Source organism: Bradyrhizobium sp. BRP22 (assembly GCF_020194175.1).
Classification (GTDB): Bacteria; Pseudomonadota; Alphaproteobacteria; order Rhizobiales; family Xanthobacteraceae; genus Bradyrhizobium.
On sequence record NZ_JADYVX010000003.1, the window covers coordinates 262681 to 283954 of the forward strand.

A 21274-nucleotide genomic window follows, 5' to 3' on the forward strand; every position below is an offset into this window, starting at 1 on the left:
GCCAGATGCGAAGATCTGCTGCACTGCTCTTCAACCCGGAAGATTGTTTGGCGGCTCCTTTAGCTTGTCCAATTGTTCGTCTTCCATCCGCAATTCCAGTTCCGCACGGCGCCGAAACTCCTCATCCCTGCCTTCCGGTTTCCCCGCTTCTTCCCATAGCTGATGGGTACGAGCTCGGATTTTTTCGCCGTTCGGATTTGCCATGGCTCTGTCGCATCCTCTCGAGGAACTGTTTCTGCCTAACGCCTCGATGAACTCCACTGCCGAATAGCCGTCGCTCAGGTCGAAGTAGCATCCTCCATGGAGTGAAAATACCTACGACCGCGGAGTGTTCCTGAACCGTCACTCGGACCGCTGATCTTGCTCAGTTCTGGCTGAGCTCAAAGCAAGATCGGCGCCCATGCTCTTTGGACAACGCTGTTGTCGCTTACGGCGGTTCTACGGAACCACGCCGATCCGATGCTGGAACGAACAGTCCGCGGAGACGCGTGGCGTCCCGCAAATGTTCGACGAAAGCTGAAGCGGAGTACCGCCACCGACAACGTCCAATTGTCGTCCCGCGCTTTCGGTGATCCGAAGAGTAGGAATTTGACGACGATAACTTTGTAATATGCAGGATCATCGCGACCTGGTCTTGCCGCACCGTAGGGATCGGCTTGCGGGTATCCGTCTTCGCCGTTCGCGGAAGGGCAATCTGTATCGTGTGACACCCTGGCACAAAGCTTTCAGCAAGCACTCGGCTGGCAAACTTGCCACGTTCACCTGCCTGAGGGCGCCGTATGCTGGTCAGCCTTCCGGCGCAGATCATCAATTATGTCCTGCGCACCATGGTGGGTGAGAAGTTCGCCGGATTTGTCCGGAATGTCAGCGTCCTGGCACAGCCGTTTGATTTCGTCGCGCTGTGCATCTGTCATGGGATCGTGTTGGGCATTCAAGGTCATGGTGTGCTTCCTCTTTGGCCGCTCAACGTGCTGGCACTGGAGCTGTTCCTAACTGTCGACTGTCGACGAGATCCTTACCGCACCAGCATATGGAACCAGTCGCGACCCACCAGGCTTGTCTTTCTGAAATGCCGCCTCGCCTCGACCTTGATAGCCATCATGGCTGATCACGGCTTCCAGGACTGTATCGACGAAAGGCATGAAAGAAGCGAGCCGACGAGTGGTTTATGGCATGGGCATTGGAGGAGTTTAGCGTGTTGGGACTGACCGCGGTTCGACTTTGTGAAAATGTCAATGATGATTTGGGTTCAGCGACTGAGAGCCGCCCATGCAGGCGATGAGTGATCCGGCGCAACCAACGACCGCAATGGTGTTCTCCGGCGGTCTTGGTCTTGCAGCGTATCATGCTGGCGCCTATGAGACTTTCGCGGAGCGCGGCGGTGTGTTGCATTGGGTGAGTGGTTCGTCGGCAGGAGCGATCACCGCTGCCTTGATTGCAGGAAACCGGGTGGATCACAGGATTGCGCGGCTGCGCGACTTCTGGAATCATCCGCCTCTCGATCGCGCCAATCGAGATCCGTGGAATCATCTCAATGGATGGATCGGGGCGATCGGAACAAGGCTCCTCGGAAGCGCGGGACATTTCTATCCACGTCTGCCTTCCCTTGATCCCTTCCGCTTTCGCAGCTTCTACGATCTTGCGCCGATGCGCGAGCGTTTAGCGAAGCTGATTGATTTCGGCCTTCTGAACGGCGGATCGATGAGGGTTTGCGTTGCCACGACTGATGTCGAGACCGGCGAGCCAGTTATTTTCGATTCCATTCGCGAAAAGCTCGAGATGGATCATCTGCTCGCGAGTTGCGGGTTTCTACCGGAATTTGCAGCGGTCGAGTTGGGTGGGCGCCTATTGGGAGATGGTGGGCTTTCGATGAATGCGCCATTTGACCCTATGTTGGAGGAGGACGTGCAGGGCGACATGATTCTCTACGTGATCGACCTTTACGCGCGAGACGGGCCGTGTCCGGCATCCCTCGAGGCTTCGCTGGAACGCAAGAACGATCTGCTGTTTGGCAATCAGACCTTGCTTAGGCTGAAGTATCTTGTCGAGGCGCGGCAGCTTCGAGGGCAGCTGGCAGGCCGCGCACCGGAAGCGTGGAAAGACCGCGTCGTACTGCTGAGCTATCGCCCCGGAGCCGAAGAGCCAGGACCAGAGAAATCATTCGATCTCTCGGCTACGGCGCTGGCGCAAAGGTGGAAGGCGGGAGGCTCGACATGGAGGAGGCAACAAGAGCGAAGCATGAGAGTACGTTGAATGTGGTGCGGCGCTTCGAATAGGGCGGTCGCCAATCGACTGGGGGTTTCCGAATCGGCCATACCTGCGCCGCGCGTGCAGGACCATTGTCTCCTGGCGTCTGACGTTCGACTTTGGCCGGGGCTTCCACAAATTGCATTGGGCGTCGCGCGTGCCCGCTTTGGGAAGCAGCACGACCAGCCACGGCTATTTGCGTTCCTCTTTGGTTTCCTCGATCTTATCTAAGACTCGCTCAGGGGCGATGTCACAGGCGGCCTCGCTTAATTCTCGCTCGGCCTTGGGCGCGACTTGAAGCCTGTCCGCAATCTGATTGAGCAGTCCCGCGACTTTCGTGAGTTCATGTTCAGTTAGAAGGCTGATCTGCAGATCAAGATCCGCTCTCTTATCCGCGTCCGCTCCCATCCGATTTTGGGAGATCAGCACGAATGTAGAAAGGAATATCGCTTCCACCGATGCGACCATCGCAAGTGCAACAAACGTATCATCCCAAGCGGGCACCCCCGGCAACCAGTGCAAATTTGCGACGATCCAGAAGCCGAACACCGCGAGGTGCAGGTACACGGACGCCATGCTGCCGGTGAAGGCCGTGATGGCATCGGCCAGCTTCTGTTGAGCTGTGGCTGCTGATTCCTCGCGTCGTCGGCGGTCGACAAGCGCTTGAATGTTGCGCTCAAGAACCGGGCTCATGCCTTCCGGCGGCGGTGATTTGTAGGTAAGGCCAATGGTCATTAGATATCAACTAATCCGCCCTGCGCACGTTCCTAGTGTGCCAGCGAACGGCGCGCTGCCAACAACCCGGTCCCTAACGAGCTTCTCTCTGCATTTCGGGTCAAAGGAGGACCTCGTTCGCGAGGCGCTAGCAAGCGCGCGCTGATCAGCAACATCGCCCTAAGGAAGATCAGCGAAGGGCCTGGACCTCGATGGCGCGATCCTGAGGTACCTTAGCGAGCTTGCCTCGAAAACCCGGCAGGGGTGCCCCCGGCAGCGTTGCTCACAGAAGTGGCCCGCCGGCCCCTGCCCACGGGGCAGGCTAACGGCGGAGGAAGCCCGGCAAATAATTGCCGAACGTCGCCGCACTCTTGGGCGTTGATAGGCATCCAAAGACATGTGTAAGAACGTCGTGTCATAGCGCATGTCGAGATCGGGTGTTGCGAGCCCAGGAATTGAACCTACTCGAGGATCATTTTTGAGCTGGCGATGGATTGCGTACGAACGGCGGCTTTTGACGAGCTACCAAGGCTCCACGTTGCGCTTTAGCTAGGCTGCCCTCCGGTAGGAAAACAGGGCTTCCGAAATAGTGGGTCCCGCGATGTAGCGGACCCCCGCTACTTATTCCTGCGATTTTCTACGCCCGCCTACGATCGCTTGCGATTTAGCACGCTCGTGGGAAGGGCTGAGGAGAGGTCTTCGCGCAATGATCGATTGTGGGATGGCTGCTTTTTGAAGGGTTTCGGATGCCGGCGCTTGAGAGGCTGCGCCGCGTATTCGGCGGCCGGCGTCCGAAAGCCTCCAAGGGAGGAAACCGCGCATGAGGGAGGTAAGGCGTGCGGCAGGCACTATGGGGATTTGAGCGCCACGGGCGAGCAGGCTGATTTGGATCGAGCCGATGTAAGGAGTTGTTCGACGGTGAAGCGTCTGACGAATGAGCGGCGAGTGCGTCGAGTTCTAAAAATTGTCGGACGATTTGCGGCGATGGGCGGATATGTGGGCGCACTCTACCGTGGCCGGTCGAGCGCCAGCGAGCGTGACGAGCAGATTTGCGGGAGTGTGACGCGGTCACGAGGTGTCGATCCTGATGCGGGTCGTTGGAGCTGTCGGCCGCTGCCGTGGCGTACAACCGCGCTCGAACACCTCGATGATGATCATGTGACCGCCGCAGCATGGACAACTCGGCTTGCTGGCATCGACGGCAGCTCTGGTTGGCTCCCCCTGGGAGTTTGCAGCGGCGAGCAGCTCCCGGGCGTGGGCGATGTTGTCGCCGCAGGCGCCTTTGGCGAGCAGGCCGTAGTGGCGGATGCGGTGTAAGCCTTTTAGCAGCACGTGTATGAGGAAGCGGCGGATGAACTCGAAGGTGGCGAGCGTCATCTGCTTGTAGCGATCACGGCCCTCGATGCGGTAGTCCTTCCACGTAAAGGTAACGCGCTGCGCGTCGCAGGCGATCAGGCGGCTGTTGGCGATGGCAACGCGGTGGGTGTAGTGCGACGGATAGGCCAGTCCTGGGTTGGCACTCCATCAGAAGCTCCGTGAGCCGTCCCGAGGGTGGTCTCGCACGACGCCCGTCCCACGTCACGTCGATTACCTTTTACCCACGCCAGCCTTTATAGATCAAACTCGCAGCGGCGAGGTCCGCCAGCGCTGTGCCCACCGCCTTGAACATGGTGATGTCATCACGGGACTGGCGACCGTGGACGGCTCCATTGCAGAGTTCAGCGAGCGATCCTTTCACGCCCTCTCGTGACAAGATCCCGGCATTGATCGGATGGACGAGGTCCCCCGCCTCATCCAGGGCATCGTAAGTGTCCACGAACACGGCCGAACGCGCGACGGCCTCATCATCGGCTTCGCGCATGGTCGGCGTAAAAGAGCCGATCAGATCGACGTGGACGCCAGGTTGAAGCCATTCCCCCTTGATCAAAGGTGCCGTTGCCAGGGTTGCCGACGAGATGATGTCGGCGTTCCTGACGGCTTGTTCGAGATCGGAGACACCAACGGCATCGTGCCCGTCCTTGCGAAGACGATCGATCATTCTCGAAGCGCTGTCGGCGTTGACATTCCAGACGCTGATCCGGCGAATATCACGGATGGCGCGATAAGCTTCCGGCAAAAGACTGGCGATGCGTCCGGATCCCAGAATGAGCAGGTTGCTGGCGTCTTGGTGCGCCAGATAGGAGGCCGCGAGCGACGACGTCGCGCCGTTCGTCGGGCGGTGAGGACGTCGCCGGCGATCGTCGCGAGCTGCGCACCGGTGCCGCTATCGAACAGCTGATAGACGGACGTGAGTGCTGGCATCTTCCGGGCAGCGTTGCCCGGGAACACCGCAACCATCTTGATTCCAAGCAAGCTATCATTATCGGATTTCTGCTGCCATGAGGGCATGAGCAGCAGTGTCGCATCCGGTTCGCCCGGAACTGGAATTCTGTGATGATGTCGCTGCGGAGTTTCGCAACCCCTGAGGAAAAATGCGCGCAAGTGGCGGATTAGACCGTCCATTGGAAGACGACGTGTCGCCTCATCAGCGCCGATCGTCAGCAATTGTCTGTGTTCGGCCACAGGCTTCCTATACTTAAGAGTTCGAGTACGGGCACGCGCGTGCATTCGCTGCCTGATGCAAAACGAACGCGCTGCATCGTGAGAATTTGAACGGGGATGTCAGACGATGTAGCGCCGACATCCCCCGGTCGGTGTTCGGGCTTGGCGATCCGCTACGGATGAACGGGCGCGTGATAAGTAAACGTCGTCATCAGTATCGCAGCCAGGATCATGACGATCGGGAAGTGCACGAAGAATTGCACCGAAGTGTAGCCGATCAAGTCCTTTGACTTCAACCCAAGTATGCCGAGCAGGGGCAGCATCCAGAATGGGTTGATGAAGTTCGGCAGGGTCTCTGCGATGTTGTAGACCATGACGGTCCAGCCCAGATGGGCGCCGATTTCGTTGGCGGCCTTCATGATGTAAGGCGCCTCGATGATCCACTTGCCGCCGGACGGGATGAAGAAGCCAAGCACCGCGGAATAGATTCCGACCAGGAACGAGAAGACGGTCGAGTTGGCGGAGGCGTCCACGAACCAGTGCGCTATGGTGTCTGACAGCGTTACGCCCTTGCTATTCGGCACCTTGGTCAGCATCTGGGCGATTCCGGCGTAGAAAGGAAATTGCAGCAGCACGCCCGACACGCTTGGCATGGCTTTGGAGAAAGCCTCGAGCAGGCTGCGCGGCCGCCAGTGCAGAAGAATGCCGAGCACAAGAAACACGAAATTATAGGTGTTCAGGCCCGACAGGGTGATCAGCGGATTGCCGGATTGAAAGGTCTGCCAGAGCCAGCCCAACGCCAGCACGACGATCAGGATGGTCAGGACAGGACTGAACTCGAGGAAGTCGCCGGGTCGTGCCGGTTTCTTCGGCTCGATGCGGTCATCGTCAAGCGACACGCCAAGATCGGCGGCGGTCTTCACCTGCATCGGATCTGGCGCGGTCAGGTAGCAGATCGCCGCGGATAACGCGGTGACGACCAGCGTGGTGACCAGATTCTGCCATGTCAGGATCGTCTCGGAGAAACCGATGACGCCGGTGATCGGCAGCAGCGAGCTCGGAATGCTCGCCGCATTGGCCTGAAGCTGGGCGGCCGACGATGTGATGCCCAGCGTGAAGCCGCAGCCCAGGCCCAGGTAACCAGCCGCACCGGCCGCACGATAATCCAGCTTTATGTCCTTGCGCCGCGCGATCTCGCGCACCAGAAGGCCGGAGAAAATCAGGCTGAGTCCCCAGTTCAGCAGCGACAGGACGATACTGAGCACGCCGACGAAGACCACCGCGCCACGCGCGGTCGAAGGCACGCCGGCCAGCCGCCGCAGCACTGCCGCAACCGGCGGCGACATCGCGACCACATAGCCGCCGATCGCGACGAGCGCCATTTGCATCGTGAACGGAATCAGGTTCCAGAAACCGTCGCCAAAGGCGCGGCTGACCGCGAGCGGTGAACTGCCGTGAACGATGGTGCCGAGCGCGATGACGACCACGGCAATCAGCACGAACACATAAGCGTCGGGAAACCAACGCTCGGCGAAGTTGACCATGTGCTGCGAAAATCTTGCAAGCAGGTTGGCTTGCGTCGGCATTTTGTCCGGAAAGACATTCTTGTGCGTGGCGTCGGTCATTGTGGCCCCCGTTATCGAGTTGGAAATACTTTCGCCCTGTCGATCAGAGCGCGAGCGTGAGCTCCGAGAGAGGAACGGTCTGACAGGTCAGGCATCGGTCTGTTGAGCTGTCGTCACCACCGAGCCATGCGACGTTGCCTTCGGTGATACGCATGGCACAGCTCTCGCACTGGCCGACGCGGCAGCCGCTGGGAAGAGACAGGCCTGCCGCCTGGGCCGCATCGAGCAGGGTTCCGAGCTCAGGCGACCAGGTAAAGCTCTTGCCTGTGCCGGCGACGTGGACAATCTGCGGCTTCGCCGTCTGCGGCACGGTCGGCGGAGACGCAAAGGCTTCCGTAAAGATGTCGAAATGCGGCATGCCCCGCTCGACCAGTCGTGCAGTCATTGATGTCGTGAAGTCCGGCGAGCCGCAAAGATAGGCCAGAGGTCTTTGCGGCAGCAGCGGATCGATCACCGACAAGTCAAGCCGGCCCGCATAATCGTAATCCTCGGGACAGCGGTCTTGCGCGCGCGGCGCAGAAAATGCCTTGACGAGATCGAGCTCCGGCAGCAGGTCCGTGAGCTCCCGCAAGCGCGGGGCAAAAGGATGCTCGCCGCCATTGCGGCATCCGTAGAGCAGAAGCACCTTGGTGACGCGTTCGGTCGGTTCGCGTCTCGCCAGCGCTTCAAGGTGCCCCATGAAGGGAGTAATGCCAATTCCCGACGCAAGAAATATTAGAGGGCGGCGGCCCCAAAGCGGCGGTGTGAAGATGCCTCTCGGCGCCTCTATCTGCACTTCATCGCCGACGCCGAGCTGATGGACGCGGTCCGACAGATGAACCGGATCTTGGTTGGGATCGAGATCGCCGGAGCGCCGCTTCTTGACTGCGATCGACAGGACCTCCTGCCCGTCGTGGCCGGTCAGCGAATAGGCGCGGCTAGCATCGATGCCCGGCACGCTCAGCATGATATGTTGTCCTGGGCGGAACGCAGGAAGCGCGCGGCCATCGCGCGGCGCGAGCTCGAGGGCGACGACATCGTCGGACTCGTTGCGAATGGCGGCGACTGAAAACGCCCGCCGGCCGACCCAGCGACCACGGCTCGCGATTTCGTCCTTGCGAATTTCGCAACGTGTCGCACGCAGTGGTACCGAGCCGCTGACCGGATCGCGCGCTGCATCGCTCAAGGCATCGTTCATGTTCGACGTCGGAAATCCGGCGGGGCGGATCGCGTCGCGGCCCAACGGCGGGCAATCTTCCCACCAGCCGAACTCGGCGATGGCGATGCGATCGTCGAGAGAGTCGTTCAGGCGTACGCGCAATCTGACTTTCCCCGTGGACGTCTCGACAATTGCCCAGTCGCCGTCCTCCAGGCCGCGCTGCGCTGCGAGCCTTCCGTTGATTTCGATCGCCGGATCTGGCGTCTTCCTGCGAAGCGAGGCGATGTGACGATGCGAGCTATGTACGAACCAGCCGCTCTTGGCCGTCGTGAGCACCAGCGGAAAACGGTTGTCGACGGTGTCTGCAAGCGGGCTTTCGGCAGGCTCGCTATGGCCAGGCAGCGGCGGGTAGTCGTGCTCGAGCATCAATTCCGAATAGATCTCGACGCGGCGGGTGGGGGTGGCAAAGCCCGCTATCGTGGCGCCGTCCTGCCGGACCGCATATTTCTCATGACGAAAGCGCTGAGGGAAACGCAGGCCGTCAGGATGCCGGCGCAGTTCGTCGACCGTCACGCCAAGCGGTGCGAGCTGATAATTCCAGCCGGCGTGGATGTCGCCGCCGAAGAATTCGTTGCCCAGGCCCAATCTGGCGGCGAGTTCGGCGGTGATCTCATAGTCCGCCTTGGACTCGCCGAGCGGTGGCAGCATCCGTGGACGGAACTGTATCGTCTCGACGGCTTCCTGCGTGATCTCGAAACCGATTTTCAGCGCGTCCCGCTCCCACGGCATGTTGGCGGGTAGGACGATGTCCGCATTCTCGGCCGTCGGGTTCATGAACATGTCGACGTGGACGTGGAAGTCGAGCGCACGCATTGCCTCGCGATTCCGCGAGGAATGGCCCTGCGACACCACGAGGTTCGTACCGAAGCTCATCAGCGCCTGGACCCGGTAAGGCTCACCGGTGAGGACGGCGCGACTGAAATCCCGTGCCGTGATCCATCCCCGGCTCGGCGGCCCGAGCGGCAATTCGTCGATACCGAGCGCCTTGGCCCTCTGTTCCGGCGACAACAAGGCATAGTCGTTGACGGTGCGCGTCGGCGGCGGCACCGGCCAGACATTGCCGCCCGACCGGTCGCAGGCGCCGGTCAGCGCGTAAAGCGTCGCGATGGCTCGCTCGGTCATCGTCGCATTGGTGTGCTGGCCGACACCGGTCCATGAGTGGTAGGCGAGCCGTGGACTGTTCTCGAACAGACTGTAGAAGGCGGCGATCTTGCTCTCATCGAGCCAGGTCACGTCGGCGACGTGAGAGATCGTGTAGCGGCTCGTCTCAGCCGCCAGCAGGCAGAAGGCCGTGGCCGCGCGGATTGTGCGGTTGTCACGCGTAACAAGCGTCGTCCGGCCATCCAGTCTGCAGTACGCGGGATCGAGAGTCGCAAAGCGGGCGTCGTGGGCCTGCGCCGCTCCGGACTGGTCCAGCGCGACGAAAGCGTCCGCTGGTTGATCTGCCCAGAGATCGCTTGCGCGGACGAAGCGGCCCGTGTCGGTGTCAACCAGGAAAGGCCCGTTGGTCCATCGCGTGACGAAATCCTCATCGAAGGACCTTGTCGCGATGAGATGCCGGATCGCCCCCATGGCCAGGGCTCCGTCCGCGCCGGGGCGGATGCGCAGCCAGATATCCGCTTGCTGTCCTGATCCATTCGGCTTGGGATCGACCACAGCGACACGCGCCCCGCGTCGCCGCGCGTCGGCGATGCGCGTTGCCTGGGCGAGCCACGTGCGGGCAGGATTGTGCCCCCACAGGACGATGGCGTCGGCGTGCTCATAGTCCGGAAATCCGATGCCGCGGCCGAAAGTGAGGGCATGGGCATAGTCCTTGTGCCAGCCGCAGACTTCGACCGCGTAGATCAGATTTGGACTGCCGAAGCACCTGATGAAGCGCTCGACCCATTCGAAGCTGTCGACCATCGGCGTGCCGCTGGGCGTGGTGACGGCGAAGGCCACGGCTTCAGCGCCGGATGTCTTGCGAATGTCGCCGAGCTTTTGGGCGATCTCGTCCAGAGCCTCGTCCCAGGAAATTTCAGTCCAGCCCGGATCGGCAGCTTGTCGCGGCGCGGTTCGGCGAAGCGGTTTGGTCAGGCGGCGCGGACTATGCACCATCTCTGGTGCGGCGCGGCCCTTCGCACATAGCGCGCCGCCGGTCGGATGCCCATGCAGGCTCTCGACACTGATCAGCCGGCCGTTCTCGACGACCATGGTCGAGCCGCATCGCGATCGGCAGAGCGTACAATAGCCGGGAATGCGCTCAGCCATCGTGAAAGAGACCGTGTCACAGAGAAGTTAATGTAGCGCGTTACTATAAAGCTTTACACAGCATGATCTGTGGGCATATCCTCCGTCAAGCGCATTTATTGTGCTGCGCTGCTAAACCGGAGGGTTCTGGAACCGACGAAGGGGGGAGGGATGGAACAGAATTTGCGGGAGCAGGTGCTGCAGCAGGTGCGCGCGGAGATCATTTCCGGTCAAAGCATGCCGGGGACGATGTACTCCGTACCGACCCTTGCCGCGAGCCTCGGCGTGTCGACGACACCCGTGCGGGAGGCGCTGCTGGAATTGACGCGCAGCGGACTGATCGAACCCATGCGCAATCGGGGCTTCAAGGTGGTCGAGCCAACCTTGACGGAGCTTCGCAACCTGTTCGATCTCCGCGAGATCCTGGAACTCCACGCGGCGGCCATCGTTGCGCGCAAGCCGAAGAAGAATCTCGATGAGCTTTCCCGTTTCGCCGACGACATCGCGCGCGCGGTGAGAACGGAGGACATCAGGCTCTATCTCGAATCCGATCGATGCTTTCATCAGCTGCTGACGGCGGCGGCAGATAATGCACGTCTCACTGAGATGGTAATGGGACTGCGTGATCAAATGCGACTTTACGGCATCAAGTCGCGTGCAGGTCTCGCCCGCCAAAATGAGTCAACCGCAGAGCACTATCAGATCATTGAGCTTGCGATCGCCGGCAACGAGGAGGCTCTGACAAATCTTCTCAGGCACCATATCAGGGCCTGGGAGCCGATCTTTGTTGAGGCGTTGTCGCAGGTGGCGATCGCTCGCGAGCCGCTTGTCGCCAATCGCGGTCGTGGGCGCTAGTTGCAGCTGCTCCACGATCCACAACACGCCCGAGGGTGTCTGCGAAAGCCGGGCTGCTCTTCCATGTGGAAGATTGCTGCGGTAGACCGCCGAGCCCGCGGAGCAGGGCCTCTATCCGCTGGCTTCGTGCATCATCGTCTTGAGCATTTCCGCCAGCACGCTTGCGATCGCGCTGGTGCCTCGTTCATGGCCGATCAGCATCAGGGTCTGGGATTCGTGCGACAGTTCGCGGACCGGTACGTAGACGAGACGGCCGGCGCGCCGCTCGAACTCGATATCGAATGGCGTGAGAAAGGTGATGCCGTTATCGACGATGGCGGAGTGTCTCATGATCTCGATGGCATTGGTCTCGATGATCGGCTGCAGCTCGAGTGAGACGCGCGTAAACGCGGTGTTCAGGTAAGGCCTGATGGCGCTTGTATCGTCGGCGACGACAAGCGGATAGTCGATGCAGTCACCGAGCCTGATACTGGTTCGCTTCGCAAGCGGATGGTCTGGCGCCATGACAGCACCGAGCTTGGCGCCGGCGCGCGCAATGACCTTCAGATTGCCGTCCTTGGTAAAGTCGAACCCGATGCCGAGATCGGCTTCGCCGTTGGTGACAGCGAACTGGATCTCCTCGCCCGTGTTGAACAGCGTCAGATTGAGCTTGACCCTGGGATTGGCGATCCGGAACGCCTTTACCGTTCCCGGGACCAGGTTGGAGGCAAGCCCACTCATCATCGCGATGGTGATCTCGCCGCGCCGCAGCCCCTTGAGCTCCTCAATCTTGGTTTGTGCGCGGGTCAGTTCTTTCAGCGTCTGCCTGACGTGGCCGATCAGGACTTCGCCCGCGGCGGTCAGGACCAGCTTCTTGGGCAGCCGCTGAAAAATTGGGGTTCCCAATTGCGTCTCCAGCGCCAGGATCTGGCGGCTGATCGCGGAAGCAGCGACGTTGAGATGGTTGGCGGCCTTGCGGATCGAGCCCGTCCGCGCAACCTCGTCGATATAGTTCAACAACCGGCCGTGAAGCATTTCCATTCTACCCGGGTCTTGTCTTCGGCGCGGATGACGTTGCGTTGCCCAAAAGGCAACGGACTTGCCGAATTAAAGCGCTTTCAAGTGATCGTGGCGCGTGCACAATCGCAAGCCTGAATAGCAGGCAATCCGCGCCAGACTCGCAGGTCGGCGCAGCCGGTTGTTGGAGTCGAACGAAAGAATGGTGCTGAAGTCGCGTTGGTGGTGGGATCTGAGCACGAAGGACTTCGCCGGGCTCGACGCGGAGAGCATGGTCGCGATCCTGCCCGTGGGTGCCGTCGAGCAGCACGGGCCGCATCTGCCGGTTAGGGTCGACGCAGCCATCAATGCGGGCATCGTGGCCCGGGCAGTCGACCTGATGCCGCCAGACTTGATGGCGCTGGTGTTGCCAATGATGCCGGTCGGCAAGTCCGACGAGCATCTGGCATTTCCTGGCACGCTGACATTGTCGCACGAAACACTCGGGCGCGTCTGGTATGAACTTGGCGAGTGCGTCCATCGCGCCGGCGTGCGCAAGATCCTGTTCCTGAACTCGCATGGCGGTCAGCCGCAGCTGCTCGAGATCGTCTGCCGCGACCTGCGCGTCAAGCTCGGCATGTTCGCCGTCAGCGTAATGTGGCCACGGCTGATCGACATGGATGCCCTGTTCCCGCGCGAGGAAAATCGGCATGGCATTCATGGCGGTCAGAGCGAGACCAGCGTGATGCTGCACCTGCATCCCGACCTCGTCGAAATGGGCAATGCCGAGAACTTCGTTCCGCTGTCGGTCGAGATCGAACGCGAGTCGGAGATGCTGCGTCCGGAAGGCGGCGCCAGGTTCGGCTGGCAGGCGCAGGACCTGCATCCAAAGGGTGCCTGCGGCGACGCGACCAAGGCCACGGCCGAGTTGCGCAGGATGGCCGTCGAGCGGACGGCGCTACGGCTGGTCAAGCTTGTCGAAGAGATCAGCCGCTATCCGCTGTCGCGCATCGCGACATTTACGGCGTTCGACGGGTCACGGCCCAGTTGAACCAGGGAGCCCTGTCGATGGCATTCAGCGTAGCGGACCTTGCGCGGGCGAAGGCGTTCCGAATTTCGCCGAAGGACACCAATTATTTCGTGATGCTGTTCGATCAGGTAACCGATCAAATCGACAACATCTTCGTCATCGAGATATTCAAGGTCGGCGGAGCGACGCCGCCGAACGAGCACAGTCGCGCCCACGAATTCTTCCACGTCCTGCACGGCGATGGCGTCGCGCATTGCGACGGCAAGGCGCTGCCGATCAAGAAAGGCGATTCGCTGTTGCTGCACCCCGGTTCCGAACATGTGATCGAGAACACCGGGGCGGGCAAGCTTTACACGCTCACCGTGATGACGCCGAATGAAGGCTTTGCCGAACTGATCCGCAGCGGTGAACCTGTCGAGCTCGACGCCGACGATATCCGCATCCTGCGGGGATAATAGTTCATGGATTTGACGCCGTGCTGCGCGAGCGAGGACGATAAACTGCAGCCCCTCGGGTCGAGCGGGCGCAACCGTTGGCGGGTCTCCGAAAGCCGCGCCGACCTTGTGCGCGCGCCTATCCGGCCGGACCCGATCACAGTACAGGCCGACAGCAAGCTGATCACCATCGATCTGGCGCGCACCGCGATCATTGTGATCGACATGCAGAACGACTTCTGCCATCCGGATGGCTGGCTCGCGCATATCGGTGTGGATATCGCGCCGGCGCGCCAGCCCATTGCCCCACTGCAGAGATTGCTTCCGGTGCTGCGAAGCCGCGATGTGCCCGTGATCTGGGTCAACTGGGGCAATCGGCCCGACAGGCTCAATCTCAGCCCTGCGTTGCTGCACGTCTATAACCCCAACGGCAACGGCGTGGGTCTCGGTGATGCGCTGCCCGGTTCGGGCGCTAGGGTTCTCGAGCGCGGAAGCTGGTCGGCGGCGATCGTCGATGAACTGAAGTTCGATCCGTCCGACATTCAGGTTGCAAAATACCGGATGTCCGGCTTCCAGGACACAGAGCTCGACAGCATTCTGCGCAATCTTGGCGTCACCACGCTGATGTTCGCCGGCGTCAATATCGACCAGTGCGTGCTGTGCACGCTGCAGGACGCCAATTTCCGTGGTTACGATTGTCTGTTGTTGCAGGACTGCGCCGCGACGACCTCGCCGGATTACTGCCTCGCGGCGACCCTCTATAATGTGCGCCAATGCTTTGGTTTCGTCATGAACTCCCAGGCAATCGTTGCCGGGTTGGACGACGGCGTGCGGCAAGCAACCGTGGACATGCCATGATCGATCTCTCGTCCAGCCATCTGGCGCGGCTCGTCGACGATCTCGGCGACATCCCGATCGTGACCGATCCCAAGATCGTGCGGCGGCGTTCGCGCGATTTTTTCTGGTACAGCCCGGTGCTGAACGAGCTGTTGAACGACAAGTCCGCCGATCTCGTCGTCTCGCCGCGGAACGAAGCCGACGTCATCCGGGTCGCCGCCGTCTGTGCGCGGCATCGCGTGCCGATCACGGTGCGTGCCGGTGGCACCGGCAATTACGGCCAGGCGGTGCCGCTGCGCGGTGGCGTGCTGCTCGACGTCATGGGGCTGGATGGCATCCGGTGGATCAAGCCCGGCCTGATGCGGGTCGGCGTCGGCGCGAAGCTCAACACGATCGATGCCGAGCTTCAGGCGAAGGGCTGGGAGTTGCGGATGCATCCGTCCACCAAGCGGACCGCGACGATCGGTGGCTTTGTCGCGGGCGGATCGGGCGGCATTGGTTCGGTCAATTATGGCGGTCTGCGCGAGCCCGGAAACATCCTGGCCGCGCGCGTGGTGACGGTCGAAGAAGAGCCTCGTGTCATCGAATTGCGTGGCGACGCGGCGCAGAAGGTCAATCGCGCCTATGGTACCACTGGCATCATCACCGAGCTCGAAATGCCGTTGGCGCCGGCATGGCCCTGGATCGATGTCGTCGTCGTGTTCGACGATTTCGTGGAGGCCGCGGCCTTTGGCTATGACATTGCGTTGGCGGACGGCGTCGTCAAGAAGCTGTTGTCGCCGATCACCGCGCCGCTGCCGTCCTATTTCGGCTCGCTGAAGCCGTTCTGCCCTGACGGCAAGAGCATCCTGATCGCGATGATCGCCGAACCTTCGCTCGAGAGCTTCAAGTCGCTATTGGGCAACCGCGGCATCATTACGCTGGAAACGCCGACCGACGACGGTCCCGGCAAGGTTCCGCTTTATGAGTACACCTGGAATCATACCACGCTGCAGGTGCTGAAGACCGATCGTTCGGTCACCTATCTGCAATGTCTCTATCCGCACGACCGGCTGATGGAAAAGGTGGTCGAGATGCGAGAGCTGTTTCCCGACGAGGTGCTGCAGCATCTCGAGTTCATCCGTTTCGGCGGCCGCGTGACCTGCAGCGGATTGCCGGTCGTTCGCTACACCGATGCAGACCGGTTGAACGAGATTATCCGCCTGCATGAAGCGCGCGGCGTCCATATCGCCAATCCGCATGTCTTCACCGTCGAGGACGGCAGCCGCTACAAGCGCGCCGATGCTGATCAGCTCGGCTTCAAGCACGAGGTCGATCCGTACGGCCTGTTGAATCCCGGCAAGATGCGCAGCTTCGTGCCGGCGAGACCATGACATGCGCGTGCTGTATGTCTATTGCCATCCGCTCAGCGACTCCTTTCACGCCGCGATCCGGAAGGAAGCGCTGGCCGGGCTGGATGAGGCCGGGCACACGGTGGACCTGCTCGATCTCTATGCGGAGGGCTTCGATCCCGTGCTGACGGCGGAGCGCCGGCGCGATTATCACGATCCCGCACGCAATCGCGCCAACAACCAGGCCTATGCCGATCGTCTCATGGCTGCGGACGCATTGGTCGTGCAGTTCCCGACCTGGTCGTTCGGGCCCCCGGCGATGTTGAAGGGCTGGTTCGACCGCATGTTCGGTCCGGGCATTGCGCTCGATCTGTCCGAGCCGTCGCACGCCAAGCCGATGCTGATACACATCCGGCAGATCGCCGGCATCTCGACCTATGGCCGCCCGCGCTGGCAGGCGATCGGCATGGCGGACCCGCCGCGCCGGATCATCAAGCGCTATCTGCGCTGGTTCACGGGCTCAAGGGCCACGGTACGTTACTATGCGCTCTATCACATGAATGTCGCGACGGATGTGCAGCGCGGCCGTTTCCTTGCCAAGATACGACGGGCGATGGCGCAGTTCTAGGCGGGCTCGACTGCGGCCGCGACGGCCTCGATCTCGAGGAAGAATTCCGGGCGGGTGAATCCGGACACGATCACCAGCGTCGAAGCCGGCGGTACTCCCTGAAAATGCCGGTCGCGCGAGCGCATATAGCCCTGCATGTGCTCGCGCGCCGTCACATAGGCGTTGAGCCGAACGACGTTCGCGAGCGTCATGCCATCTTCGGCGAGAATGGCTGCGATGTTGGCGAAGCAGAGGTCGGCCTGCTGCTCGCACTCCGCGGGGATTGTCTCATCGGAGGAAATGCCGAGTTGACCGGAGGTCACGACGAGCCGATGTCCGGCCGGAATCGCTATGCCGTGGCTATAGCGCGCAAAGGGCGGCCTGATCGAAGCTGGAGCGAGCGCGCGCAAGATGATCCCTACGATGGCTGGTGAAGCTGAAGGTAACGCCGGATGCCGACCCGTTCCAGCACAAACATTGTTGCCTCAAAGGCAACGGATGGCTCGAATAAAAATGCTTTCAGGCGACAGGCCGGCTGTGCATCCTGCTATCGAAGACGAGATTGTCTCATCGACATGACGACCGGATCATGACGGCGGCTTGCAGCGCCGCAACGGGGAAGCCGCAATGGCCACGAAGTTCCTGCCGCGAACGATCGCAATCACGCTTGTGAGCGCGGGTGCGCTGCTCAGTTCGACGGCATCGAGCTTTGCCGCCGACAAAGTCACGTTCCTGACAAGCTGGTTCGCACAGGCCGAACACGGCGGCTTCTATGAAGCCAAGGCGACCGGGCTGTACGAGAAGGCTGGCCTCGACGTGACCATCAAGATGGGCGGCCCGCAGGTCAACGGCTCGCAACTCTTGCTCGCCGGCGAGACCGACTTCCTGATGGGTTACGATATCCAAGTGCTGAAGGGGCGGGAGCAGAACCTTCCACTGGTCACGGTGGCGTCCTCCTTCCAGTTCGATCTGCAGGGGCTGATGACCCACGACGATGTCGCCGATATTGCGGCGCTGAAGGGCAGGCCGATCCTGATCGCAGGTTCATCCCGCGTCACCTTCTGGCCCTGGCTCAAGGCCAAATACGGTTTCACCGACGACCAGATCCGTCCCTATACGTTCAACCTGCAGCCCTTCTTCGCCGACAAGAACATGGCGCAGCAGGCCTATCCATCATCCGAGCCCTATCAGGCGGAGCAGCAGCACGAGAAAGTGAAATTCTTCCTGCTCGCGGACGGCGGCTATCCGCCTTACGGATCGACCATCGTCACCACCGAGAGGATGGTTGCCGCGAAACCGGACGTAGTGGCGCGTTTCGTCAAAGCCTCGCTCGAAGGCTGGCGCGACTACCTGAAGAATCCCGAGCCCGCCAATGCGCTGATCAAGGTTGACAATCCGAAGATGACCGACGGGCAGATCGCCTTTGCGATCGAGAAGCTGAAGGAGAACAAGGCGATCGACGGCGGTGATGCTGGCAAGCTCGGCATCGGCATCATCACATCGGAGCGCTACAAGCAGATCTACGATTTCCTGGTCGCAGGCGGCCTGCTCGATCCAAAGGTGGACTGGCACAAGGCCTATGACGACCGTTTCGTCAAGGACTTGAAGATTGGAGTGCAGTAGGAGCGGTCGATGAACGCTCTCGTGCCGGGCGAGCCGCTCGATGAAAGCGGGCAGCGAATGCTTGCGGGCGGCGAACGGCCGCCCGCGGTGGAGGTGCTGTCGGCCGAGAAGGTTTTCTCGAATGGAACGCGGGGATTGGCGCCGATCGATCTTTCGATCGCTGAGGGCGAGTTCCTGACGCTGATCGGCCCATCCGGCTGCGGCAAGAGCACGCTGCTCAAACTGATCGCCAATCTGATCGAGCCGTCGGACGGTAGGCTCTTGTGGTGGCGCGGAGACTTCTCGCAAGTCGGACAGGAGGGAAGGCGGTTCGCCTTCGTGTTCCAGGAGGCGACGCTGATGCCATGGGCTCGGGTCGACGCGAATGTGCGGCTCCCGCTCGAACTTGCCAACCTCGCCAAGGCCAAGGCGGCGCCGCTGGTGGCCGAGGCGATCGAGCGCGTGGGCCTGTCGGCCTTTGTCAGGCATTTCCCGCGACAGCTCTCCGGCGGCATGAAGATGCGGGTGTCGATTGCCCGCGCGCTGGTGACAAAACCCAATCTGCTGCTGATGGACGAGCCGTTTGGCGCGCTCGATGAGTTCACGCGCAACAGGCTCGACGCCGACCTGATCCGACTGTGGTGGGACGGCAGGTTGACCACGGTATTCGTGACGCACTCGATCTACGAGGCCGTATTCCTGTCGACGCGCATCATCGTCATGGCGGCAAATCCCGGCCGTATCTTCCGCACCATGACCATCGACGAGCCGCAGCCGCGCGACGAAGGCTTTCGCGACAGCCCGAAATTCGCCGCCTATTGCCGGGAGCTGTCGACTTGGCTTGCAGAGGCATCGCTTCCTTCCGCATCGGGAGGTCTTCCATGAAGCCGCTGCTGCAATCCGAAACCTTCGTGCGGATCGCTGCGCCGCTTGCGGTGGGGATCACGTTGTTCGTATTGTGGGAGGTCGGCTTCCGGCTCGCATCCGTTCCCGTCTATCTGTTTCCGAAGCCGAGCGACATCTTCGCAAGCTTTGTGCACAACGGTCCATCGCTGTTCCGTGCGCTGCTCGTGACGTTGCGGGTGACGTTGCAGGCGTTCGCCGCCGCCGTGATCATCGGGACGCTGATCGCGTTCATGTTCGTCCAAAGCCGTGCGATCGAGGTCAGCCTGTTTCCCTATGCGGTGCTGCTGCAGGTGACGCCGGTCGTTGCGATCGCGCCGCTCATCATCATTCTCGTGAAGAACACGCAGCTCTCGTTGACCATCTGCGCGACGCTGGTCGCGCTGTTTCCGATCATCTCCAACACCACGCTTGGCCTGCGCAGTGTCGATCCCGGCCTTGCGAACTATTTCCGCATGAATCGCGCGAGCCGGCTCAAGACGCTGATCAAGCTCCGCATCCCCGGCGCCTTGCCCTATTTCTTTGGCGGCTTGCGGATTTCCAGCGGGCTAGCGCTGATCGGCGCGGTCGTCGCCGAGTTCGTCGCCGGCACCGGCGGCCGTTCGTCGGGGCTCGCCTATGAGATCCTGGATGCCGGGTTCACGCTGGATATTCCCCGCATGTTTGCGGCGCTGTTCCTGATCACGTTGACGGGAGTCTGTCTGTTTGCGGCGATGGGCGTGCTATCCAGGCTCGCACTAGCGAACTGGCATGAAAGCGAAATAAGGACTGAGACATGACCGCGATGCTGATCGAGAACGCCACCGGGATCTTCACCGGCCTCCCGGGCGCCCAGATGCGCACCACCGGTGCCATCCGGATCCGCGACGGCGTCATCGCCGAGATCGGCGCGCTTGAGCCGCAGCCGGACGAGCAGAGGCTGGATGCGCGCGGCTGCGTCATCTATCCCGGCCTGATCTCCACCCACCATCATATGTTTCAGAGCGTGATGAAGGGCGTCACCGCCGGCATCAACCTTCCGCTTGCGGGCTGGTTGCGCGCGGCGCCCTATAAGCTCTGGTCGAAGATCGACGAGGAGGCACTGGCGGTCGCAGCGAAGATCGCGCTTACCGAACTGCTCTTGTCGGGAACGACGACGGCCGCCGACCATCATTATCTCTTCAGTGACACTTTCAGGTTCGATCCCGCGCATGTGATTTTCGAGGTTGCGCGCGGCCTCGGCATCCGCCTGGTGTTCTGTCGCGGCGGCGCCACCAAGGACCGGCACATGAACGCGGACGACTTCCCGCCGATGCCGGTCGAGTCGCTGGACTCCATGCTGAAGTCGGTCGAGGCGTGCGCCCAACGCTTCCACGATCCATCGCCGCGGAGCCTGACGCGGGTGGCGTTGGCCCCGACCACACCGACCTGGTCGCTGGATCCCGGAGAGTTGAAGGAGGTGATCGCGGCGGCGCGGCGGATGAAGCTGCGTTTGCACAGCCATCTTTCCGAGACATCGGACTATGTCGATTTCTGCCTGTCGGTTCACGGCAAGCGACCGGTGGAATGGCTTGCGGAGCACGACTGGCTCGGTCCCGATATCTGGTTCGCACATCTGGTCCATCTCGATGCCGGCGAGGTGGAGATGCTCGTGAGCACCGGCACCGGCATGGCGCATTGTCCGCAGTCCAACTGTCGTCTCGGCTCCGGCGTTGCGCCCGCCGATCACATGGCGCGGCTCGGCGGGGCGGTGTCGCTCGGGGTCGACGGCGCGGCATCCAACGAGGCGGCCGATATGATCAGCGAGATGCATAGCTGCTGGCACACCCATCGCGCAGTCAAGGGCGCGCATGCGGTGACGGCCGAGGACGTCGTGCACTGGGCGACGGCCGGCGGTGCGCGCGTGCTCGGATTTCCCGAGATCGGGACGCTCGTGCCTGGACAGCAGGCCGATATCGCCATCTTTGACCTGAACCAGCCGCGGCACTTCGGGATGCACGATCCGCTGATCGCGCCGGTCACCTGTGCGGGCGCTGCCCACGTCCGCCACCTCCTGGTCGGCGGCCGGATCGTGGTCGAGGACGGCGCCATCCCCGGTCTCGATATTGCGAAACTCAGGTCCGATGCCATCCGCGTTGTCGAGCGTCTGGCTGCCTGATAGTGGAGA

Annotated in this window: 20 protein-coding genes and 1 pseudogene; 12 read left to right on the forward strand and 9 right to left on the reverse strand. The window is 61.5% G+C overall.

Features of this window, described 5'->3' with window-relative positions; all coding sequences use genetic code 11:
* Positions 1 to 30: 30 nt before the first annotated feature.
* A complete protein-coding gene (locus tag I6F35_RS05805) occupies positions 31 to 204 on the reverse strand; it encodes a DUF2934 domain-containing protein (protein ID WP_225116698.1) in 174 nt (57 codons plus the stop codon).
* 575 nt (positions 205 to 779) lie between these two features.
* Here I6F35_RS05805 and I6F35_RS05810 point away from each other — a divergent pair.
* Both I6F35_RS05810 and I6F35_RS05815 read left to right on the forward strand, forming a co-directional pair.
* A complete protein-coding gene (locus I6F35_RS05810) occupies positions 780 to 1208 on the forward strand; it encodes a hypothetical protein (protein ID WP_225116699.1) in 429 nt (142 codons plus the stop codon).
* A gap of 61 nt (positions 1209 to 1269) precedes the next feature.
* A complete protein-coding gene (locus I6F35_RS05815) occupies positions 1270 to 2253 on the forward strand; it encodes a patatin-like phospholipase family protein (protein ID WP_225116700.1) in 984 nt (327 codons plus the stop codon).
* A 186-nt stretch (positions 2254 to 2439) separates the two neighbouring features.
* Here I6F35_RS05815 and I6F35_RS05820 read toward each other — a convergent pair whose 3' ends face one another.
* The 6 genes and pseudogenes from I6F35_RS05820 to I6F35_RS05840 all read right to left on the reverse strand — a co-directional run bounded on the left by I6F35_RS05820 (position 2440) and on the right by I6F35_RS05840 (position 10575).
* Positions 2440 to 2982: a DUF1003 domain-containing protein gene (locus I6F35_RS05820; RefSeq protein WP_225116701.1), complete on the reverse strand. Its 543-nt coding sequence runs from the start codon at positions 2980 to 2982 to the stop codon at positions 2440 to 2442.
* 1047 nt (positions 2983 to 4029) lie between these two features.
* Positions 4030 to 4467, reverse strand: a pseudogene (locus I6F35_RS05825) (transposase); the annotation flags it as partial.
* An 88-nt stretch (positions 4468 to 4555) separates the two neighbouring features.
* Positions 4556 to 5113 (reverse strand): hypothetical protein, encoded by a 558-nt coding sequence (locus I6F35_RS39900; protein ID WP_249792407.1) that lies wholly within the window; start codon positions 5111 to 5113, stop codon positions 4556 to 4558.
* Positions 4996 to 5568 (reverse strand): hypothetical protein, encoded by a 573-nt coding sequence (locus I6F35_RS40430; protein WP_346283138.1) that lies wholly within the window; start codon positions 5566 to 5568, stop codon positions 4996 to 4998. Before I6F35_RS40430 ends, I6F35_RS39900 begins: the two co-directional genes overlap by 118 nt.
* A 107-nt stretch (positions 5569 to 5675) precedes the next feature.
* Complete coding sequence (locus I6F35_RS05835; RefSeq protein WP_225116702.1) at positions 5676 to 7127, reverse strand: TIGR00366 family protein; 1452 nt, start codon at positions 7125 to 7127, stop codon at positions 5676 to 5678.
* Positions 7128 to 7170: 43 nt separating this feature from the next.
* Entirely contained in the window at positions 7171 to 10575 is a 3405-nt protein-coding gene (locus I6F35_RS05840) for a molybdopterin-dependent oxidoreductase (protein WP_225116703.1), read from the reverse strand.
* Positions 10576 to 10737: 162 nt separating this feature from the next.
* Here I6F35_RS05840 and I6F35_RS05845 point away from each other — a divergent pair, with 162 nt between their 5' ends.
* On the forward strand, positions 10738 to 11409 hold the full coding sequence (locus tag I6F35_RS05845; RefSeq protein WP_225116704.1) for a GntR family transcriptional regulator: 672 nt from the start codon (positions 10738 to 10740) through the stop codon (positions 11407 to 11409).
* Positions 11410 to 11520: 111 nt separating this feature from the next.
* On the opposite strand, the gene I6F35_RS05850 is transcribed toward I6F35_RS05845, so the two are convergent.
* On the reverse strand, positions 11521 to 12429 hold the full coding sequence (locus I6F35_RS05850) for a LysR family transcriptional regulator (protein ID WP_225116705.1): 909 nt from the start codon (positions 12427 to 12429) through the stop codon (positions 11521 to 11523).
* A 178-nt stretch (positions 12430 to 12607) separates the two neighbouring features.
* On the opposite strand from I6F35_RS05850, the gene I6F35_RS05855 reads away from it, so the two are divergent.
* Genes I6F35_RS05855 through I6F35_RS05875 form a run of 5 tightly spaced genes read left to right on the forward strand, consistent with a single transcriptional unit; the run spans position 12608 to position 16644 of the window.
* Entirely contained in the window at positions 12608 to 13435 is an 828-nt protein-coding gene (locus I6F35_RS05855) for a creatininase family protein (protein ID WP_225116706.1), read from the forward strand.
* Between the two features lie 17 nt (positions 13436 to 13452).
* Positions 13453 to 13869: a cupin domain-containing protein gene (locus tag I6F35_RS05860; RefSeq protein ID WP_225116707.1), complete on the forward strand. Its 417-nt coding sequence runs from the start codon at positions 13453 to 13455 to the stop codon at positions 13867 to 13869.
* 6 nt (positions 13870 to 13875) lie between these two features.
* Positions 13876 to 14706, forward strand: coding sequence for a cysteine hydrolase (locus I6F35_RS05865; protein ID WP_225116708.1), 831 nt, complete (start codon positions 13876 to 13878; stop codon positions 14704 to 14706).
* Positions 14703 to 16058 (forward strand): FAD-binding oxidoreductase, encoded by a 1356-nt coding sequence (locus I6F35_RS05870; protein WP_225116709.1) that lies wholly within the window; start codon positions 14703 to 14705, stop codon positions 16056 to 16058. The genes I6F35_RS05865 and I6F35_RS05870 overlap by 4 nt, the downstream gene beginning before the upstream one ends.
* Position 16059: 1 nt before the next feature.
* On the forward strand, positions 16060 to 16644 hold the full coding sequence (locus I6F35_RS05875) for an NAD(P)H-dependent oxidoreductase (protein ID WP_225116710.1): 585 nt from the start codon (positions 16060 to 16062) through the stop codon (positions 16642 to 16644).
* Here I6F35_RS05875 and I6F35_RS05880 read toward each other — a convergent pair.
* Complete coding sequence (locus I6F35_RS05880) at positions 16641 to 17036, reverse strand: RidA family protein (protein ID WP_225116864.1); 396 nt, start codon at positions 17034 to 17036, stop codon at positions 16641 to 16643. The genes I6F35_RS05875 and I6F35_RS05880 overlap by 4 nt on opposite strands.
* A gap of 214 nt (positions 17037 to 17250) precedes the next feature.
* On the opposite strand from I6F35_RS05880, the gene I6F35_RS05885 reads away from it, so the two are divergent.
* The 4 genes from I6F35_RS05885 to I6F35_RS05900 are packed head-to-tail and all read left to right on the forward strand — an operon-like array spanning position 17251 to position 21265.
* Positions 17251 to 18246, forward strand: coding sequence for an ABC transporter substrate-binding protein (locus I6F35_RS05885; protein ID WP_225116711.1), 996 nt, complete (start codon positions 17251 to 17253; stop codon positions 18244 to 18246).
* Positions 18247 to 18255: 9 nt separating this feature from the next.
* The gene (locus I6F35_RS05890) at positions 18256 to 19110 is read left to right on the forward strand and encodes an ABC transporter ATP-binding protein (protein ID WP_225116712.1); all 855 of its coding nucleotides are present in this window, start codon (positions 18256 to 18258) and stop codon (positions 19108 to 19110) included.
* Complete coding sequence (locus I6F35_RS05895; RefSeq protein WP_225116713.1) at positions 19107 to 19907, forward strand: ABC transporter permease; 801 nt, start codon at positions 19107 to 19109, stop codon at positions 19905 to 19907. The genes I6F35_RS05890 and I6F35_RS05895 overlap by 4 nt, the downstream gene beginning before the upstream one ends.
* Complete coding sequence (locus I6F35_RS05900; RefSeq protein WP_225116714.1) at positions 19904 to 21265, forward strand: amidohydrolase family protein; 1362 nt, start codon at positions 19904 to 19906, stop codon at positions 21263 to 21265. The genes I6F35_RS05895 and I6F35_RS05900 overlap by 4 nt, the downstream gene beginning before the upstream one ends.
* Positions 21266 to 21274 lie beyond the last annotated feature (9 nt).

Coding starts and splice junctions, on each gene's coding strand:
- I6F35_RS05900 (WP_225116714.1), top strand. CDS start 19,904: ATGACCGCGATGCTGATCGAGAACGCCACCGGGATCTTCACCGGCCTC.
- I6F35_RS05870 (WP_225116709.1), top strand. CDS start 14,703: ATGATCGATCTCTCGTCCAGCCATCTGGCGCGGCTCGTCGACGATCTC.
- I6F35_RS05805 (WP_225116698.1), bottom strand. CDS start 204: ATGGCAAATCCGAACGGCGAAAAAATCCGAGCTCGTACCCATCAGCTA.
- I6F35_RS05835 (WP_225116702.1), bottom strand. CDS start 7,127: ATGACCGACGCCACGCACAAGAATGTCTTTCCGGACAAAATGCCGACG.
- I6F35_RS05885 (WP_225116711.1), top strand. CDS start 17,251: ATGGCCACGAAGTTCCTGCCGCGAACGATCGCAATCACGCTTGTGAGC.
- I6F35_RS40430 (WP_346283138.1), bottom strand. CDS start 5,568: ATGCACGCGCGTGCCCGTACTCGAACTCTTAAGTATAGGAAGCCTGTG.
- I6F35_RS05815 (WP_225116700.1), top strand. CDS start 1,270: ATGCAGGCGATGAGTGATCCGGCGCAACCAACGACCGCAATGGTGTTC.
- I6F35_RS05855 (WP_225116706.1), top strand. CDS start 12,608: ATGGTGCTGAAGTCGCGTTGGTGGTGGGATCTGAGCACGAAGGACTTC.
- I6F35_RS05895 (WP_225116713.1), top strand. CDS start 19,107: ATGAAGCCGCTGCTGCAATCCGAAACCTTCGTGCGGATCGCTGCGCCG.
- I6F35_RS05865 (WP_225116708.1), top strand. CDS start 13,876: ATGGATTTGACGCCGTGCTGCGCGAGCGAGGACGATAAACTGCAGCCC.
- I6F35_RS05840 (WP_225116703.1), bottom strand. CDS start 10,575: ATGGCTGAGCGCATTCCCGGCTATTGTACGCTCTGCCGATCGCGATGC.
- I6F35_RS05890 (WP_225116712.1), top strand. CDS start 18,256: ATGAACGCTCTCGTGCCGGGCGAGCCGCTCGATGAAAGCGGGCAGCGA.
- I6F35_RS05850 (WP_225116705.1), bottom strand. CDS start 12,429: ATGGAAATGCTTCACGGCCGGTTGTTGAACTATATCGACGAGGTTGCG.
- I6F35_RS05810 (WP_225116699.1), top strand. CDS start 780: ATGCTGGTCAGCCTTCCGGCGCAGATCATCAATTATGTCCTGCGCACC.
- I6F35_RS05860 (WP_225116707.1), top strand. CDS start 13,453: ATGGCATTCAGCGTAGCGGACCTTGCGCGGGCGAAGGCGTTCCGAATT.
- I6F35_RS05820 (WP_225116701.1), bottom strand. CDS start 2,982: ATGACCATTGGCCTTACCTACAAATCACCGCCGCCGGAAGGCATGAGC.
- I6F35_RS05875 (WP_225116710.1), top strand. CDS start 16,060: ATGCGCGTGCTGTATGTCTATTGCCATCCGCTCAGCGACTCCTTTCAC.